General features: G+C 70.2%; 12 protein-coding genes and 1 pseudogene. 7 read left to right on the plus strand and 6 right to left on the minus strand.

The window, feature by feature from the left end; translation table 11 throughout:
• Nucleotides 1-50 precede the first annotated feature (50 nt).
• The 5 genes from F0344_RS34900 to F0344_RS34920 all read left to right on the plus strand — a co-directional run bounded on the left by F0344_RS34900 (nucleotide 51) and on the right by F0344_RS34920 (nucleotide 6,262).
• Entirely contained in the window at nucleotides 51-1,457 is a 1,407-nt protein-coding gene (locus tag F0344_RS34900; protein ID WP_185303148.1) for a nucleotide sugar dehydrogenase, read from the plus strand.
• The gene (locus F0344_RS34905) at nucleotides 1,454-2,440 is read left to right on the plus strand and encodes an NAD-dependent epimerase/dehydratase family protein (protein WP_185303149.1); all 987 of its coding nucleotides are present in this window, start codon (nucleotides 1,454-1,456) and stop codon (nucleotides 2,438-2,440) included. The genes F0344_RS34900 and F0344_RS34905 overlap by 4 nt, the downstream gene beginning before the upstream one ends.
• 214 nt (nucleotides 2,441-2,654) lie before the next feature.
• Nucleotides 2,655-3,671, plus strand: a complete 1,017-nt coding sequence (locus tag F0344_RS34910) for an alcohol dehydrogenase catalytic domain-containing protein (RefSeq protein WP_185303150.1) — start codon at nucleotides 2,655-2,657, stop codon at nucleotides 3,669-3,671.
• A gap of 49 nt (nucleotides 3,672-3,720) precedes the next feature.
• Nucleotides 3,721-5,115 carry an FAD-dependent oxidoreductase gene (locus F0344_RS34915; protein WP_185303151.1) on the plus strand — a complete coding sequence of 465 codons (1,395 nt, stop codon included), beginning with the start codon at nucleotides 3,721-3,723 and terminating at the stop codon, nucleotides 5,113-5,115.
• A gap of 31 nt (nucleotides 5,116-5,146) precedes the next feature.
• Entirely contained in the window at nucleotides 5,147-6,262 is a 1,116-nt protein-coding gene (locus F0344_RS34920) for an abortive infection protein (protein ID WP_185303152.1), read from the plus strand.
• Between the two features lie 81 nt (nucleotides 6,263-6,343).
• On the opposite strand, the pseudogene F0344_RS34925 reads toward F0344_RS34920, so the two are convergent.
• From F0344_RS34925 to F0344_RS34935, 3 genes and pseudogenes are all read right to left on the minus strand, one after another.
• A pseudogene (locus F0344_RS34925) lies at nucleotides 6,344-7,019 on the minus strand (transposase); the annotation flags it as partial.
• A 191-nt stretch (nucleotides 7,020-7,210) separates the two neighbouring features.
• Nucleotides 7,211-7,768 carry a thiol peroxidase gene (gene tpx / locus F0344_RS34930; RefSeq protein ID WP_185303153.1) on the minus strand — a complete coding sequence of 186 codons (558 nt, stop codon included), beginning with the start codon at nucleotides 7,766-7,768 and terminating at the stop codon, nucleotides 7,211-7,213.
• Nucleotides 7,768-9,000, minus strand: a complete 1,233-nt coding sequence (locus F0344_RS34935) for a class I SAM-dependent methyltransferase (protein WP_185303154.1) — start codon at nucleotides 8,998-9,000, stop codon at nucleotides 7,768-7,770. Before F0344_RS34935 ends, tpx begins: the two co-directional genes overlap by 1 nt.
• Before the next feature lie 465 nt (nucleotides 9,001-9,465).
• Between F0344_RS34935 and F0344_RS34940 the strand changes: the two genes are divergently transcribed.
• Both F0344_RS34940 and F0344_RS34945 read left to right on the plus strand, forming a co-directional pair.
• Nucleotides 9,466-10,455 carry an aldo/keto reductase gene (locus tag F0344_RS34940; protein WP_258050349.1) on the plus strand — a complete coding sequence of 330 codons (990 nt, stop codon included), beginning with the start codon at nucleotides 9,466-9,468 and terminating at the stop codon, nucleotides 10,453-10,455.
• 342 nt (nucleotides 10,456-10,797) lie between these two features.
• Nucleotides 10,798-11,979, plus strand: coding sequence for an acyltransferase family protein (locus tag F0344_RS34945; protein WP_185303156.1), 1,182 nt, complete (start codon nucleotides 10,798-10,800; stop codon nucleotides 11,977-11,979).
• Between the two features lie 374 nt (nucleotides 11,980-12,353).
• On the opposite strand, the gene F0344_RS34950 is transcribed toward F0344_RS34945, so the two are convergent.
• The 3 genes from F0344_RS34950 to hppD are packed head-to-tail and all read right to left on the minus strand — an operon-like array spanning nucleotide 12,354 to nucleotide 16,113.
• The gene (locus tag F0344_RS34950; RefSeq protein WP_258050350.1) at nucleotides 12,354-13,577 is read right to left on the minus strand and encodes an NAD(P)/FAD-dependent oxidoreductase; all 1,224 of its coding nucleotides are present in this window, start codon (nucleotides 13,575-13,577) and stop codon (nucleotides 12,354-12,356) included.
• A gap of 49 nt (nucleotides 13,578-13,626) precedes the next feature.
• Nucleotides 13,627-14,979, minus strand: a complete 1,353-nt coding sequence (locus F0344_RS34955) for a condensation domain-containing protein (RefSeq protein ID WP_185303158.1) — start codon at nucleotides 14,977-14,979, stop codon at nucleotides 13,627-13,629.
• Between the two features lie 36 nt (nucleotides 14,980-15,015).
• Nucleotides 15,016-16,113, minus strand: coding sequence for a 4-hydroxyphenylpyruvate dioxygenase (hppD, locus tag F0344_RS34960; RefSeq protein WP_185303159.1), 1,098 nt, complete (start codon nucleotides 16,111-16,113; stop codon nucleotides 15,016-15,018).
• Nucleotides 16,114-16,126 lie beyond the last annotated feature (13 nt).

Here is a 16,126-nt window from a genome sequence, read left to right on the forward strand (position 1 = left end):
CCAGGGTGGCGGGTTCGATCCGCTCCCGGACCACCGGATTGGAGACGGGAATGCGATTCCTGCCTGAGAGCGGGCAACTCACGGTCGCCGTGATCGGCTTCGGGTACGTCGGGTCGTGCATCGCGGCGACCCTGGCCGACCGCGGATTCGACGTCGTCGCGGTGGACGCCGACGTCCCACTCGTCGACGAGATCGGACGCGGGCACTTCCGGATCGAGGAGCCGGGACTCGCCGAGAAGGTCTTCGCCGGTGTGGCGTCGGGCCGTCTGCGGGTCACCGGTGACATCGCGGCGGCCGCGGCAGCCGACGTCGTCCTGATCACCGTGGGCACTCCGGTCCGCGACGACGGGTCGCTGGCCGACGAGCAACTGCGCGGGGCATCCCTGGCACTGGCCGGACACCTGCGGCCCGGGCAGCTCGTGGTGGTCAAGAGCACGGTGCCGCCGGGTACGACCCGCGGGATCGTGCTGCCGGTGCTGGAGAGCGGCGGACTCACCGGGGGCGTCGACTTCGGGCTGGCGTTCACCCCGGAGCGGCTCGCCGAGGGGACGGCGCTGGGGGAGCTGCTCACCTTCCCGATCGTGGCGGGCGGTTACGAGGACGACAGCGTCCGTGCCGTCACGTCGTTCTGGCAGCGGACGCTGGGCGTCGAGGTGATCCCGTGCGACTCGCTGGAGGCCGCCGAGATCGTCAAGCTCGCCAGCAACTGGTGGATCGACGCGAACATCGCGCTGGCCAACGAGCTCGCCAAGTTCTGCGCGGTCTACGGCGTGGACGTGCTCGACGTCATCGCCGCGGCGAACACGATCCAGAAGGGCACCGGGAACATCAACATCCTGCGCCCCAGCGTCGGTGTAGGCGGATCGTGCCTGACGAAGGACCCGTGGATGGTGTGGAACACCGCGCGGCGCTTCGGCGTGGACATCCGTACGGCCAGGATCGGCCGGGAGGTCAACGCCGGCATGCCGGAGTACGCCGCGCGCCTGGTGATCGACGAACTGGCGGCTCAGGGCAAGGAAGCCGCGGGCGCGACGGTGGCCGTCCTCGGCCTCGCGTTCAAGAACGACACCGGCGACCTCCGCGCGACCCCGGTGCTCGACACCGTCCGGGCGCTCACCCGGGCGGGCATGACCGTACGGCTGCACGATCCGCTGGTCGACACGGAGGAAGCGGAGGCGATGTTCGGGATCAGGCTCAGCCCCACCGTCGGGGAGGCGGTCCTCGGCGCCGACTGTGTGGCGGTCCTCGCCCTGCACCGCGAGTTCGCCGGCATCGACTACGCGACGCTTCCGGTCGCGGACGGCTGCGTGCTGTTCGACGGCCGCGCGTACTACCCGAAGGAGCGCATCGAGCAGTTCACCGCGGCCGGGTACGTGTACCGCGGTATCGGCCGAGGCCCGTCCGTGCTCGGAACCCGGAGCGAACTCCTCATCCGAGGGGCGGGGTCGAGCCGATGAGCCGCCGCACAGCGCAACGCGTCCTCGTCACCGGCGGTACCGGATTCGTCGGCCACCACCTGGTCGAACGGCTGCGCGACCAGGGTGACGACGTGACCGTGTTCGACGTCGCGGCCCCGCACGGCGGCCCGCCCGACGGGGTGCGGATGGCCGAGGGCGACCTGCGCGACGAAGCCGCCCTCGAACGGGCCGCCCGCGGCACGGACGTCATCTACCACCTCGCGGCGGTGGTCGGCGTCGACCAGTACCTGGCCCGCCCGCTCGACGTCATCGACATCAACTTCTCGGGCACCCGCAACGTCCTCGGCGCCGCCACGCGGGCGGACGCGAAGGTCGTGCTCGCCTCCACCAGCGAGGTCTTCGGCAAGAACCCGGCGGTCCCGTGGCCGGAGGGCGGTGACAGGGTCCTGGGCTCCACCGAGTCCGACCGGTGGTCCTATTCGTCGAGCAAGGCGCTGGCCGAACACCTCACCTTCGCCTTCGCGCGCCAGCACGGTCTAGCGGCGACGATCGTGCGCTACTTCAACGTCTACGGACCGCGCCAGCGTCCGGCGTACGTCGTCAGCCGCTCGGTGCACCGCGCCCTCAACAACCGCCCGCTGGTGGTGTACGACCGGGGCCGGCAGACCCGCTGCTTCACGTTCATCGACGACGCGGTGTCGGGCACGATCCTCGCCGCGGACGAACCGGCCGCGACCGGCGAGGTGTTCAACATCGGCAGCATGACCGAGACGGCCATCGGCTCGGTGGTCGGCCTCATCGCCGAGCTCACCGGCACGACGTCCGTCCTGGACGTCGACACCGCCACCGCCCTCGGGAAGTCGTACGAGGACCTCGGACGCCGCGTACCGGACAACGCCAAGGCGGGCCGGATCCTGGACTGGCGGCCGGAGACCTCCCTGCGGGACGGGTTGATCAAGACCGTCGAGTGGGCGCGGGCCAGCGACTGGTGGCTAGCCCTGCCCGACAGCGGCGCCGAATGACCGGACCGCGGCGACCGTCCTCCCGTGACGCGGGGAGGCCGGATACGCGTCCCCGTTCCGCCCGGCGGCCGGTGTCCCCGGAGCGGTTCGGCCGGGGCGCGGGCCATCCCGCACGTCCGAAGGTGCGACGCGGCGGGCGCGGGTGCGAGCGTGGCAACGCGGTCGCGCCGGCGGCCGGATCCGGACGTGCAAGGACAGACAAGGGTGGTCCTCGATGAAGGCAGTCGTGATCCCGGAGGTGGGCGGCACCTGGGAGGTCCGCGAGGTCCCTACGCCCGCCCCCGGCCCTGGCGAGGTGCTCATCCGGGTGCTCGCCAGCGGAGTGTGCTGGAACGACGTGCAGGCCGCCAGGGGAGTCCTGCCGTTCCCGTCGACCAGCCCGGCGATTCCCGGCCACGAGCCGGTCGGTGAGGTCGTCGGGCTGGGTTCGGGCGTCACGAGCCGGTCGGTCGGCGACCTCGTCGGCGTCACCTGGATACGCGGTACCTGCGGCGAGTGCGACTACTGCGCGCTCGGCGCGCCACTGTCCGCACGGGCCGCCTTCCTCTGCGCGGCGCCGGTCTCCACCGGGTTCACCGTGCAGGGCGGGCACGCCGAATACCTCGCCGTGCGGGCAGAGGAGACCGTCCGCATCCCCGACGGCGTCGCCCCGGAGCAGGCTGCCCCGGTGCTGTGCGCCGGATACGCGGCCCTCAGCGCCCTGCGCGCCGCACGGGCCCTTCCGCACGAGAGGGTCGCGGTGCTCGGCGTCGGCGCCCTCGGACATCTCGCCCTGCAGTTCTCCCGCGCGGCCGGCCACGAGACGGTGGCGATCACCTCGTCCCCGGACAAGCACGGCATCGCCGCGGAGCTCGGCGCTGCCTCGGTCGTTGCGGACGGGGCCGGTCTGCTCGCGGCAGGCGGCGCGGACGTCGTGCTGGCCACCGGGCGCTCCTACGCCGCGACGGCCGACGCGATGGCCGGTCTGCGTCCCGGCGGGAGACTGGTGCTCGCCGGAATCGACACCGCCGAGGCCTTCACCCTTCCACCGCAGCTGCCGTTCTTCGGGCTCGGACAGAGCATCGTCGGCGCCACCCACGACGGCACGCCCATCCTCGAGGACGCGCTCGCGCTTGTCGCCTCCGGTGCGGTGCGACCGGTCGTCGAGGTCTTCGAAGCGGACCGGATCGCCGAGGCGGTGGACAGGGTGGCCAAGGGAGAGGTCCGGTTCCGCGCTGTCGTCCGCTACTGATCCAACCGTCACCCCGGCAGTGAGCGGGGCACAACCAGGAGGAGCGCGCATGCGCGACCACGTCGGAAACAGGGCCGTCGTTCTCGGCGGGAGCGTCGCCGGGAGCCTGGCTGCTCGAGTGCTCGCCGAGTTCTACCACGATGTCGTGGTGGTGGACCGGGACACCGTGCTCGGCGTCTCAACCACCCGCAAGGGCGCCCCGCACACCCGCCATGCCCACGGCCTGCACGCACGCGGGCACCTGATCCTCGAGGAGCTGTTCCCCGGTTTCACCGAGGACATGTCGCGAAAGGGCTACCCGGTCGGCGATCTCGGTGAGATGCGGTGGTACTTCAACGGCCGCCGACTGCCGTACACGAAGACTGGACTGCTCTCGGTCACCCCGACCCGGCCGATACTCGAACACGAGATCCGCACCCGCGTCGCCGCCCTGCCGAACGTCACCTACCTGGAGCGGCACGACATCCTCGGTCTGCTGGCCACCCCGGACAACGGCCGGGTCGTCGGAGCGCGGGTGCGCCCGCGGGACGGAGCCGACGAGGAGGCGGTTCTCGACGCGGACCTCGTCGTGGACGCGACCGGCCGTGGCTCGCGGACCCCGGTGTGGCTGGCGGAGATGGGCTACGAGCGCCCTGCGGAGAGCCGGGTGAGGATCGGGCTCGCCTACACGACCCGCTTCTACCGCCGGGTCCCCGGCTCGTTCGAGGACACGTGGTCGATCAACCCGGTCGCCTCCCCCGACCATCCCCGCGGCGCGTTCTTCGGCCTGTCCGACGAGGACAGGTGCATCGTGTCCCTGACCGGCATCCTCGGCGACCACCCGCCGACCGACCCCGAGGGTTTCCTGGAGTTCGCCCGTTCGCTGTCCGTGCCGGACGTGTACGAGGGCATCAAGGACGCCGAGCCGCTCGACGACCCGACTTCCTTCGGGTTCCCGGCCAGCGTGCGGCGCCACTACGAGCGGTTGCGCCGCTTCCCGGACGGCCTCACCGTGCTCGGCGACGCCGTGTGCAGCTTCAACCCCGTCTACGGCCAGGGTATGAGCGTGGCGGCCTGGGAAGCCATGACGCTCCGCCGCCATCTTCGCGGGGCGCGGTTCGACGCTCGGACCCACCTCCGGGCGCTCGGCAAGGTCGTGGACAACCCGTGGGAGGTCTCCGCAGGCGGCGACCTCGCCTTCCCGGGGGTCGAGGGCAGGCGCACGGCGAAGGTCACCATTGGCAACGCCTACGTGGGCCGCGTGCAGCACGCGGCCTCGAAGGACCCGGAGGTGGCCAAGGGCTTCATGCGGGTCGCCGGTCTCATCGACCCACCGACCGCGCTCATGAGACCGCGGATGATGGCCCGCGTCCTGCGTGCCTCACGCGGTATGACGAGTCCGGCCGGCGACGTGCCCGCCACGGCGCCCCAGCCGCCCGACAAGCGACTCCCCGACGCCGCGTAGGCGACGGGTACCAGCGGAGAAGGAGATCACTGTGGCGAACGAAGACCGCGCGATACTCGCGGCGAACGGCAGCGGGCTGAACTACCGCGGGGTCGCCTACGACGTCGGTTCGAACCACCAGACCGGCCAGGGCGACCTGTCGCGCATGGTGTGGAGCGACGAGTTGATGCGCTCGGAGATCGACCTGGTGGCCGACGGGCTCAACGCCAACTCGGTGACCGTGTACGGCACCGCACTCGACCGGGTCGAGGCGGCGGTGGCCTACGCCGTCGACCGCGGCCTCCACGTGTGGCTGCAGCCGCGGCTCATGGACGGTGCGCAGCAGGACGTGCTGGACTTCATCGGTGTCTTCGGCGAGCTGGCCGAGTCGTTCCGCACGCAGGGCGCGGACATCCATCTCAGCATCGGATGCACGCACTCGATCCAGACCGAGGGCATCATGCCCGGCGAGTTCTACCACAACCGCATGGGCAACGCCTTCCCCGACGCCGACCACCACTTCCTGAAGCCGGTCGGCCCCATCGACCGCGAGGACATCGCACGCAAACTCAACGCCTTCCTCACGAAGGCGGCGGCCGTGGGGCGGGCGACGTTCCAGGGCGGGATCACCTACTCCGGCGGTCCCTTCGAGGACGTCGACTGGTCGCTCGTCGACTACATCGGCCTGGTGGAGTACTACTACCCGCACCCGTCGCGGGAGGCCTACGTCGAGGAGCTCAACTCGTACCGCAAGTGGGGCAAGCCCGTCATGATCTCCGAGTACGGCTCGTTCACGTACAAGGGCGCCCACGAGAAGGGGCTGCTGGGCTTCGACATCGTCGACCGCACGGTGGACCCCCCCATGGTGTTCCCCGACTTCGTCCGGGACGAGCAGGCCCAGGCGGACTTCCACCTGGATTCGCTGCGCCTGTTCGACGAGCTGGGCATCTACAGCGTCGCGGTGACCGAACTGGTCCATCCCACGCACCCGCACTCCACGGACCCGAAGTACGACCTGGACACCGCGTCGATGACGATCACGAAGTCGGTCCGCGACGACTACTTCGACGTCCTGTCGCCCTACCGGGCCGAGCCGAAGGAGTCCTTCCGCACGATCGCCCGCTACTACGGCGCTGTGGCCGAGCGGGAGCGCCTTCGGGCCGTCTAGAAGACTGATGAAGATCTTGTTGAGGGGCTGTCCGGCCGGAGGCCGGGCGGTCCCTTGCCTTATGTGGTGGCGACCGTGCGCCTGGCGGCAGTGCCAGCGTCCGTCGCGTCCGTCGGCGCCTGGGCGGGCTCGACGTCCTGGCCGGCGACCAGGGCCAGCAGGCCGACAGCGTTCGCGGCCTTTTCGCCGAGCTCGCGTTCGGGCAGGTACCCGAGCAAGTTCAGGGCATCGGTGACCAGCGCGTCGACCAGCGCGGCACGGGCGGCCGCATCGTTCCAGGCGATCTTCGGTTTGCCCGGATCGGTGTAGTCGTGCGCCGTGCACCACGCGGCGGCCGTCTCCTGGGCGCCGGGGACCTCGCGGATCATCCGCCGGATGGCGGAGATGATCTGGGTGACGGTGTCCTGGGTTGCCACCGCGTCGTCCAGCACGGTGGAATCCAGCGCCCGCCGGTGCTTGCCCTTGAGGACGCCGGCCGCCTTGACGACGTCCCGCACCGCTTCCAAGGCACGGGTTCGGCCGGGTGGGGCGGGCCAGACGGCGCCGGAAGCAGGCCAGCAGCGACGGATCGAAGGCCATGTCGTGGAGGCCGAGCCCGCACGCGCTTTCCACCGCAGGTCACAGCGCAGTTCTTGGACCGTCTCGAAGTCCGACAACCCGTCAGGGACTGCAGCGTGATCGCCGTGGCCAGGACCTGTGGCGGCAACAATGCCTCCCGATGCTCGGCCAGGAACGCGAACACGTTCCCTCGCCGGAGGCCCGCCGTCGCAGGCGGAGCCTCACCGCGCCGGCCGGTGCACGCCACAAGTCCCCGGACCCGCGGAAGACGCGGTTCCGGGGACTTGCCGTCTCGTCGGTCCGGATGCGTGTGCCGGAGCGAGGGCCGCCGCCCCTGCACGGGGAGGGGTGGGCGGCGGCCTGGTCAGGACGACTGTCCGCAACGGACGGTCAAGCGGAGCGACCGGCGGACCGGCGCGCGGTCTCGGCTCTCCGGGCCGCGTCGATCGCGGCGTCGAGGTCCGCGGGCTGTCCGACTTCCCGGACGTACTCGGCGTGGACCACCGTGTCCGTGGCGTCCACCACGAACACCGCGCGGGCCAGCAAGCGGATTTCCTTGATCACCACACCGTAGGCCAGTCCGAACGAGAGATCGCGGTGGTCGGACAGGGTCCGCACGTGCTCGACCCCCGCCGCGCCGCACCAGCGGGCCTGGGCCGGCGGCAGGTCCACCGACACAGTCAGCACGGATGTCTCACCGAGTTCGGCCACAGCCTCGTTGAAGCGCCGTGTCTGCAGGTCGCAGACCGGTGTCTCCAGCGACGGCACCGCCGAGATCACCCGCGTGGTGCCGCTCAGCGAGGCGAAGCGCACCGGCGCCATGTCGCGGCCCAGCACGGTGAAGTCCGGCGCGCGGTCGCCGACAGCGACCTCCGGACCGAGCAAGGTCACCGGATTCCCGCGGAAGGTCGCGACCCCGGTCCGTTCGGTGCTCGTCACGGTGTTCATCAGCTGATCACCCGCGGCTCGGGGAGCGGGACGACGAACTTTCCAGTGAACCCCTCCTGGCGCAGGCGGGTGATCAGCTCGTCGGCGATGTGCCACGACAGCAGCAAGGCGTACTCCGGCTGTCCGGGACCGCACAGCTGGTCCTGATGGACGATCGGAATGTGGGTGCCGGGGGACAGCCTGCCAATCTTGCGCGGACTGATCTCGGAGATGAAGTCGATCTCCGCCGGCCCCAGCGAGCAGTAGTTCAGCAGGGTGACCGCCCGTGCCGGCGAGGAGGCGGCCGCGATCCGCGCACCATCGCGCGTCAGCTCGCCCAGCAGGTCCCGCAGGCGGTCGCGGTGATCCTCCACACGAGCGGCGAACTGCCGGTAGACCGTCGCGTCCGTGAGTTCGAGAGTGTCCTCGTAGTCCCGTAGGGCGGCGACGGACTCATGCTCGGCGTGCACGCCCTTGAAGCCGGCGTGCACGCGGATCGATCCCCCGTGGGTGGGAATCCGCTCGATGCGGAACACCTCGAGTCCGTGCGGTTCGAACGCGGCCTGGAGCGATGTCAGGGAGTAGTACCTCGAATGCTCGTGGTAGGCGAAATCGTACTGCAGGGACTCGAGCAGGTCGGGCAGGTAGTGGGACTCGGACACGAACACACCGTTGTCGCCCAGTACGGAACGCACTCCGCTCAGGAAGTCGTGCATGTTCGTGATGTGGGCGAACGTGTTGAGCGCGACGACCATGTCCGCCGGACCGCTGTCCGACAGCATCCGCGCCGCGACCTCGGAGCTGAAGTACTCCTTGACGACTGGTGATCCGCCGGGTGACTCCACTCCGTTGGGATCGACCCCGAGGACCTTGAACCCGCGTACGGCCAGCTCGTCGAGAAGACTGCCGTCGTTGCTCCCGATCTCGACGACGGAGGGTTCGCGCGATCCGGAGCCAGGGCCGTGGAGCCTCGCCAGCTCGTCCGCGAGTCCCCGCAGGTGCTCCCGGTACCCACCGGTCAGCCCGGCGATGTGGTGGTAGTCGCCCGAGAATAGGATGCGCTCGCTGACCGGTTCCATGATCTGAACCAGGCTGCACCGCGGACAGAATCCGAGGTCGAGCGGCCAGGCCTGTTCGTTCGCGGCTTCCGTCGCGTCTTCCAGGAAGAGACAGGCGGGCTGCATGCCGAGTGGCAGGAACTCCACGACTGCGACGTCCTCGCATGTCTGGCAGAGCGTTGTACCGTCACCCACGAGGGCTCCTCACGTCGACCAGCCGAATTGCGGTTGCTCGATTGTCCGGTGGCGGCCGTGTGGGGAGCATCTTCTCGATTGCCGCCCACCGCGCGCTGCGGAGGACCCCGGTTCCGACCGGGAGACGGAGAAGGACAGCCGGAACGCAGCACACCGCGTCTCCGGGGACGAAGCCCGATGCCGAGGTCCGATGCCGAGGCCAGGAGAACCCTTCCCCTCCCGCCGCAGGGAGGCACGGCCCGCCGCCGCCGTGCGGCCGCTACCCGCGTTCCTCCGGCGCGCGTGCGGGGCTGTTCAGTGCACGCAGGGAGATGCGGTCTCCGGGGAACCGCCCGACACTGGCGAACGGACATCGACCGGCACCGCGGGAGGCCTCATGAGCACGTCCAGGGTCGACGAGCATGCCGGCCGCGCCGTCGCCCCGTGCTCGCGACGGGACCCGGCCGTGACGGCGGTGACCGGCGCGTGAACCGGCAGATCCCCTTCGGCCGCACCGGACTGCGGGTCGGAAGGCTGGCGGTCGGCACCGTGAATTTCGGCGGACGTACCGACGAGCCGGAGGCGCGCCGGATCCTCGACTCCGCGCTGGCGCACGGTATGAACATGATCGACACCGCCGACATGTACGGGTGGCGCGTACACCGGGGATACACCGAGGAACTGATCGGCCGGTGGCTGGCCGGCTCGCCCCATCGCCGTGACGACGTCATCGTCGCGACCAAGGTCGGCGAGCGGACGGGCGACGGTCCCAACGACCGTGGCCTGTCGGCCCACCACATCGTCCAGGGCTGCGAGGCGTCCCTGCGCCGTCTCGGCACCGACAGGATCGACCTCTACCAGATGCACCTCTACGATCCGGACGTCTGCTGGGACGTGGTGTGGCAGGCCATGGACCAGCTGATCACCCAGGGCAAGGTGCGCTATGTCGGGTCGTCGAACTTCGCCGGGTGGAACATCGCCGACGCACAGCACGCGGCACGCGGGCGTGGCATGGTCGGGCTGGTCTCGGAGCAGTGCGCGTACAACCTCCTCACCCGGGAACCCGAGTTGGAGATACTGCCCGCCGCCCAGGCACACGGACTCGCCACGCTGGTGTGGGCCCCGCTCCACGGCGGGCTGCTGAGCGGGGCACTGCGCAAGGCGCGGGAAGGAACGGGGGCCAAGTCGGCGCAAGGGCGCGCCGTCTCGGCACTGTCCGTGAACCGGCCCGCCGTCGAGCGCTACGAGCAGTTCTGCGCGGAACTGGGGCGCGACCCCGCGGAGGTCGGGCTGGCCTGGCTGCTCTCGCGGCCGGGCGCGCTGGTCCCGGTGATCGGGCCCCGAACCGCCGGTCAGGTCGAGGGCGCCCTCCAGGCGCTCGAGACGGAGTTGTCGCCGGGGGAGCTCCTCGAACTGGAGAAGATCTTTCCGCCGGTCGGTCACGGTGGCCCCGCGCCGCGCGCGTGGATCGACTGAGCTGCGTATCCGTCCCGCGTCGGCAACCCGGGGCCGGCGCGTCGGCTCCGGCCCCGGACCCGTAGGAGGGGGCAGGAGCGGTCGGGGCACGATGCGGGACGCGTGTGACCGGGACGGCGGGCGGAACACATCCCGACCACGCCGACGGGGCCCACGGTCCGGTCGGCGCCGGTCCGGCCGGTCTCCGGAGCTGTGTCGTCCCGGCTCCGTCACTGCGCAAGAACGGAGATGCCCGCCGCCTGGTGTGAATAGAAGGTTCAGTCCTCACCGTTCTCTCTCCGGCCGGGTCACTGCCCGGCCACGGGAGAACGCCCGCCAACCGTGAAGGGGAAAACACCCATCATGAACGAAACGCGACCCGCGTCCGCCCGGCTCCCCTCCCTGTCTGGCTTAGGGTTCGTCGCCATCTGTATGGTCCTCGTCTCCCACGTCGGGATCTCACTCGTGCTGCGGGTCGATCCGACGGCCCAGACGTTGTGGTCGTACGACTACAAGCTGGGCGTGATGGGCTTCACCTTCTTCTTCGTCCTCACCGGGTTCGCCCTCACCTGGGTGCACGAAGCAGACGTCGACGCGCGCCGTTTCCTGCGAAGACGCTTCGCCCGGGTCTTCCCCGCCCACTTGATCACGATCACCGCCGCCCTGCTGCTGGCCGTCGGCGCCGGTGTCGCGCTGTCGGTCTGGCGAACAGTTCCCACCCTGCTGCTGGTGCAGAACTGGATACCGGACCAGGAGGTGGTGCTCACCGGAAACCCCAACGGTCCGACCTGGGCGCTCTCCTGCGCACTGCTGTTCTACGCGATGTTTCCGTGGACCAACCGGCTGGTGAGGCGGATTCGCCCCGAGAGGCTGTGGATGCCCGCGCTCGCCTCGGTTGTGCTGCTGATCACGGTTCCGCTCCTGGCCACGCTGCTCCCGGCCGAGCCGCTGCTGGTCAACACCCCCGACTCGTGGCTGCAGACCTGGTTCGTCGGGTACCTTCCCGTCACCAGGATGCTGGAGTTCCTGCTCGGCGTGTTCGTGGCGAGGATGGTGGCCACCCGGCGGTGGCACGGTCCCGGTGTCATCGTCTCGGTGCTGCTCTCGGTCGCCGGACTCGTCGCCAGCGCGTCGATGCACGGGGAGAGCTCGGGTTTCGCCGTGACCGCAGTGCCGCTCGCCCTGCTGATCGCCGCGGTGGCCCGGCGTGAGTCCGCGGGCCGGCGGACCTTCTTCGGCTCCCGGCCCATGACCGTGCTCGGCCAGATCTCCTTCTGCGCCTACCTGGTGCACTGGGTCGTCATCTCCTACGGCCCGATCCACACCGCCGACCCCGCCAACTGGACCAGGCCGCTGTCGCTCGGCGGCGCACTCGGGAAGTCCGCCCTCACGATCGTCGCCGTGCTCCTCCTGGGCTGGCTGCTGAGCGTCCTCGTCGAACGGCCGGCACTGCGGCTTCTGGGTGGCCGCAGGAAGGCCGAGCCGCTTGCCGAGCCGGTGGTGGTGCCGCTCGGCGACCCCCGGCCCGGGGCGGGGGCCCCGTAGACCGGCGCACGGCAGCGCCGGGGCCCACAGCGCCCCAGCGGGGGAGGACGTCACGGTCCTGCCCCGCCGGTGTCGGCGAAGCGGTCCGGGACCCCCGGTCCGCTTCACCCGGACCGGCTCCCGTGGACCAGGACCTCGCTCGGGACCGACCAGCGGCCGTGCGTTCCGGTCCGGGCGCGGCAGGGCTGCCGGGGACCGGACAGCTTGAGCCCGCCCTGCCGCCGCCCGGCGTATCCCTCCGGAACCGCCGGGCCGCCCTGCTGCGCGCAGAGCATCGCCGCCCATCGGGCCCCTGGTGCCGTCTTTCCGCGTGCATGACGACGTACGGCCCGGCAGCGGGGAGACACCGCTGCCGGGCCGACGGGGTGCGGTGCTCAGGCCGCCTTGCGCTTGTGGAAGATGTCGTCGATGCCCGTGAGCCCCGACAGCATCCGTGCGAAGTCCATCTCCCGGGGACGCAGCCTGTCCGGGTCGATCTGCTCCTGCGCCTTGTCCCAGTAGTCCTCCTTGTTCCTCGTGCGGTCGTAGAAGAACCGTACGAAGGTCAGCACGGAGTCGAGGAAGGACCGGTAGCTGTGCTCGTACCAGTCGAGGATCTCCTTCTCCGCGGAAGGGTCGGACAGCGTCTCGTCGATCGCGTCGGCCAGCGCCCGAGCTCCGCGCAGCGCCAGGGTGACTCCCGTCGACAGCAACGGGTCGATGAACGCCGCGGCATCGCCGACGAGCGCCCAGCCAGGTCCGTGGAACCGCTCGCAGGTGTAGGACCAGTCCTTGATGTTGCGGAAGCCCGTGACCCGGCGTGCGCCGGCCATGAGGGTCTTGATCTCCTCGGTGTTCGCCATCTCCTCGGCGTACAGCTCCTCGAGGGTCTTGCCGGACGCCTTGTACTCGTCGATCGGCGTGACGTACCCGACGCTGACCGTGCCATCGTGCAGCGGGATGAACCAGAACCAGCCCGACGGCCGGTTCTCGGCCACGATGTCGCCGGCCTTGGTTCCGCCGTAGAGGTTGCAACCCTGCCAGTAGGCCCAGGTGGCGATGTTCCGCAGGTCGTCGTGGTAGCGGACCAGGTCGAACTCGCGGCCCAGCAGGTGGGTCTGCCCCGAGGCGTCCACGAGCATCTTGCTCCGCGCGGTCCGGACCTCCTTGCTGCCCTTCTCCGTGTACGTCACGCCGACCACGCGTTCACCGTCGAAGACCGGGCTCCTGACCGTGGCCTCCTCCACCACTGTCACACCGAGCTCACGGGCGCGGCCGAGCAGCAGGGCGTCAAAGTCGGCGCGACGCACCTGGTAGGCGTGTTCGTACAGGGCCGACTCCTGGAACCGAAAGCCCCACGTACCCTGGTTCTTGCCCCACAGGAGGGTGCCGCCGTACTTCTTGGTGAACCCCATCGCTTCCAGGCGCTCCAGGAGCCCGAGCTCCTCCAGGGTGGGCATCAGACCGGTGATGAGCGACTCACCGATGTGGTAACGCGGGAACTTCTCACGCTCGATCACGAGCACGCTGTGGCCCCTCTTGGCCAGCAGACCCGCGGTCGCCGAACCTCCTGGACCACCACCGATCACCACGACGTCGAACTCGTCCTCTGTGCTCATCACAGTCTCCATTTCTGTTCCTGGGGGGTTCCGCGGCCGGTGCTCCGGGTCACAGCGCGGACAGCGGGGCCCCAGGGTCCGAGACGCCGCCGCGGAGTATGCCTCGGAACCGTTCCACCAGCCTCATCACGGTCGACTCGTCGTACTCCTGGGTGTTGAACCTGGCCGTGCCCGTGACCTCGCCGGTCGGCAGGACGTCCAGTCCCCACAGGACACCGTTGGGGATGTCGGAGGTCACGGGGTGCGCCTTGTACCGTTTGCGGATCGCGGAGAACTCCACGTCGCCGATCAACTCGGCCTCCGTCACACCTGGGTACTGCATCACCTGGAATGCCCAGACCGCCGTGCCCCGCCTCGCGTACGTCGCCGTGAGCGTCGGCGCCTGCGCGGCGATCTGCGCGAAGGGCAGCTCGTGGGTGTACGCGGCGAGGCAGGCCTCCCGGGTGCGCCGGACCAGTTCCATGAAGCTTCGGCACTCACCGAGCCCGGTGCGCAGCGGCAGCATGTTGAAGAACGGCCCGACGGTCTCGTTGTACTCAGGCTCCACCCGGCCCGAGGTGATGATCGCCGAGACCACGTCGTCCACGCCCGCCTCCTGGTGCAGGAGGGCGTTGAAGGCCGCCATCATCACCATGAACGGCGAGCTGCGCATGGCGGTGGCGAACACCGTCGTCGCCGAGGCGACCTCGTGTTCGAGCTCGAACCGGTACACGGCATAGCGGGCCGGCGCGCCTTCACCCGGGACGCGGTCGGTGGGAAGGTCGACGATCTCCGCGTCACGCATCGCCTCCCGCCAGTACGCCCGCGACTCCTCCGCCTGCGGCGAGGCGAGCGCCTGCCGCTGCCACGCGGTGAACTCGCGGTACTGCCTGGCCGGCGTGAGCGGCGCCACCGGGAAACCCCGGCGAGCGGCGTAGAAGTTCGCGATGTCCCGTATCACCACCTGCAGGGACACTCCGTCGCTCGCCACGTGGTGCGTGACGAGGACGCACACGGCGTCCATCGCGTCGAACCTTCCGAGCACGACCCGCAGGTGCGGCAGTTGGGCCACGCTCATCGTCGTGGCCTCGATCTCGTTGACGAACTCGTCCGCCTGCTCCTCGCGCGGGCGGGAACCGTCCGGCGGCAGGTCGACGACCACCAGCTCCGCCGAGCTCGGCGGGAGCACCTTCTGGTACGGCTCGCCGTCGTCGCGGACGATCTGGGTGCGCAGCATCTCGTGGCGCTCCACCACGTCGTCGACAGCGCCCTGGAAGGCCGCCAGGTCCAGTTCGCCGAGGAGGCGCCACGCGAGGATGACCAGGTGGCGGGGGCCGAACGAACCCTCGTGTTCGCCCTTGTCGAACATGCAGAGCATGTCGAGGTTCGTTGAAAGAGGTGCGCGGTCGACGGGTAGGTCCATTCGCTCGATTCCGTTCGCACTCGTTGGATGGCGGGGTCAGGCAGCCCACGACTCGCCGTCGGCTGCCTTTCGCTGGCGTTCCGCGGCCTCGTAGAGGGCGGTGATGTTGCCGCTGCCGAAGGTCCGCGCGCCCATCCGCTCGATGAGTTCGAGGAAGATCGTGCGCCTCGGGTGCACGGACCTGGCGAAGATCTGGTACAGCTGACCGCCGTGATCCTCGTCGACCAGGACCTGCTGGCCGCGCAGCTCGTCCACCGTGTACCGGGTCGGCACCACGCGATCCGCCAGCGTGCGGTAGTACGTGTCAGGCGTGCCCATGAACGCCACGCCGCGCCGCCGCAGGTCAGCGACGGTGGTCACGATCTCGTCGGTGGCGAAGGCGATGTGCTGGACCCCCGCGCAGCCGTGCTCCTGGAGGAACTCGTCGATGTGACCGGGCTCCTGGGTGATGTCAGGCTCGATCAGGGTCAGCGTCACATCGCCCGAGCGGCTCTCCACGACCTTCGTCGTCATCGCCTGGGCGCCGATCTGGAGCCTCTCGGTGAACGTGACCTCGAAGTCGAACACGTTCCGGTAGAAGGCGATCGTGTCGTCGATGTCGCCGGGTCGCACGCACACCGCGAAGTGGTCGACGGACCGCAGCGTGCTCACCGGGGCGGCGGCGTCCCGCGGGACGGGGTGCAGACCCGGCACGGCCGGGCCGCCCGCCCCGCCGGGCCGCTCGACGAATGTGTGCACGACGTCGCCGAACCCGCCGACCGACGCGGTCACCAGGTCGCCGAACCGCGCCGGCGGAGCCACGGACCGGGCGCCCCGGCCGACGGCCGCCGCGTATGCGGCCGAGGCGTCGGGCACCCGCAGGGCGATGTCGGCCACCCCGTCACCGTGGCGCGCCACGTACTGGGACGCGGGGTGGTCCTCGGCGGTACCTGCCTCGGTGAGTACGAGGCTGATGTCGTTCGTGCCCACCTCGACCGACCGCGACCCGGCCCCCGCCTCAGGCCGGGACATCGCACGCACCGTGAGCCCGTAGCCGCCTACCAGCCACTCCAGCGCGGTGTCGATGCTCCGCACGTGGAACCGTATGTGATCCAGACGGACGTCATCGAAGACAAAGGGATCGGACGTGGGCATGAGTTCTCCAGCT

Origin of the sequence: Streptomyces finlayi (genome assembly GCF_014216315.1) — a bacterium.
GTDB lineage: Bacteria > Actinomycetota > Actinomycetes > Streptomycetales > Streptomycetaceae > Streptomyces > Streptomyces finlayi_A.

Coding starts and splice junctions, on each gene's coding strand:
- hppD (WP_185303159.1), bottom strand. CDS start 16,113: ATGCCCACGTCCGATCCCTTTGTCTTCGATGACGTCCGTCTGGATCAC.
- F0344_RS34900 (WP_185303148.1), top strand. CDS start 51: ATGCGATTCCTGCCTGAGAGCGGGCAACTCACGGTCGCCGTGATCGGC.
- F0344_RS34950 (WP_258050350.1), bottom strand. CDS start 13,577: ATGAGCACAGAGGACGAGTTCGACGTCGTGGTGATCGGTGGTGGTCCA.
- F0344_RS34945 (WP_185303156.1), top strand. CDS start 10,798: ATGAACGAAACGCGACCCGCGTCCGCCCGGCTCCCCTCCCTGTCTGGC.
- tpx (WP_185303153.1), bottom strand. CDS start 7,768: ATGAACACCGTGACGAGCACCGAACGGACCGGGGTCGCGACCTTCCGC.
- F0344_RS34905 (WP_185303149.1), top strand. CDS start 1,454: ATGAGCCGCCGCACAGCGCAACGCGTCCTCGTCACCGGCGGTACCGGA.
- F0344_RS34955 (WP_185303158.1), bottom strand. CDS start 14,979: ATGGACCTACCCGTCGACCGCGCACCTCTTTCAACGAACCTCGACATG.
- F0344_RS34910 (WP_185303150.1), top strand. CDS start 2,655: ATGAAGGCAGTCGTGATCCCGGAGGTGGGCGGCACCTGGGAGGTCCGC.
- F0344_RS34915 (WP_185303151.1), top strand. CDS start 3,721: ATGCGCGACCACGTCGGAAACAGGGCCGTCGTTCTCGGCGGGAGCGTC.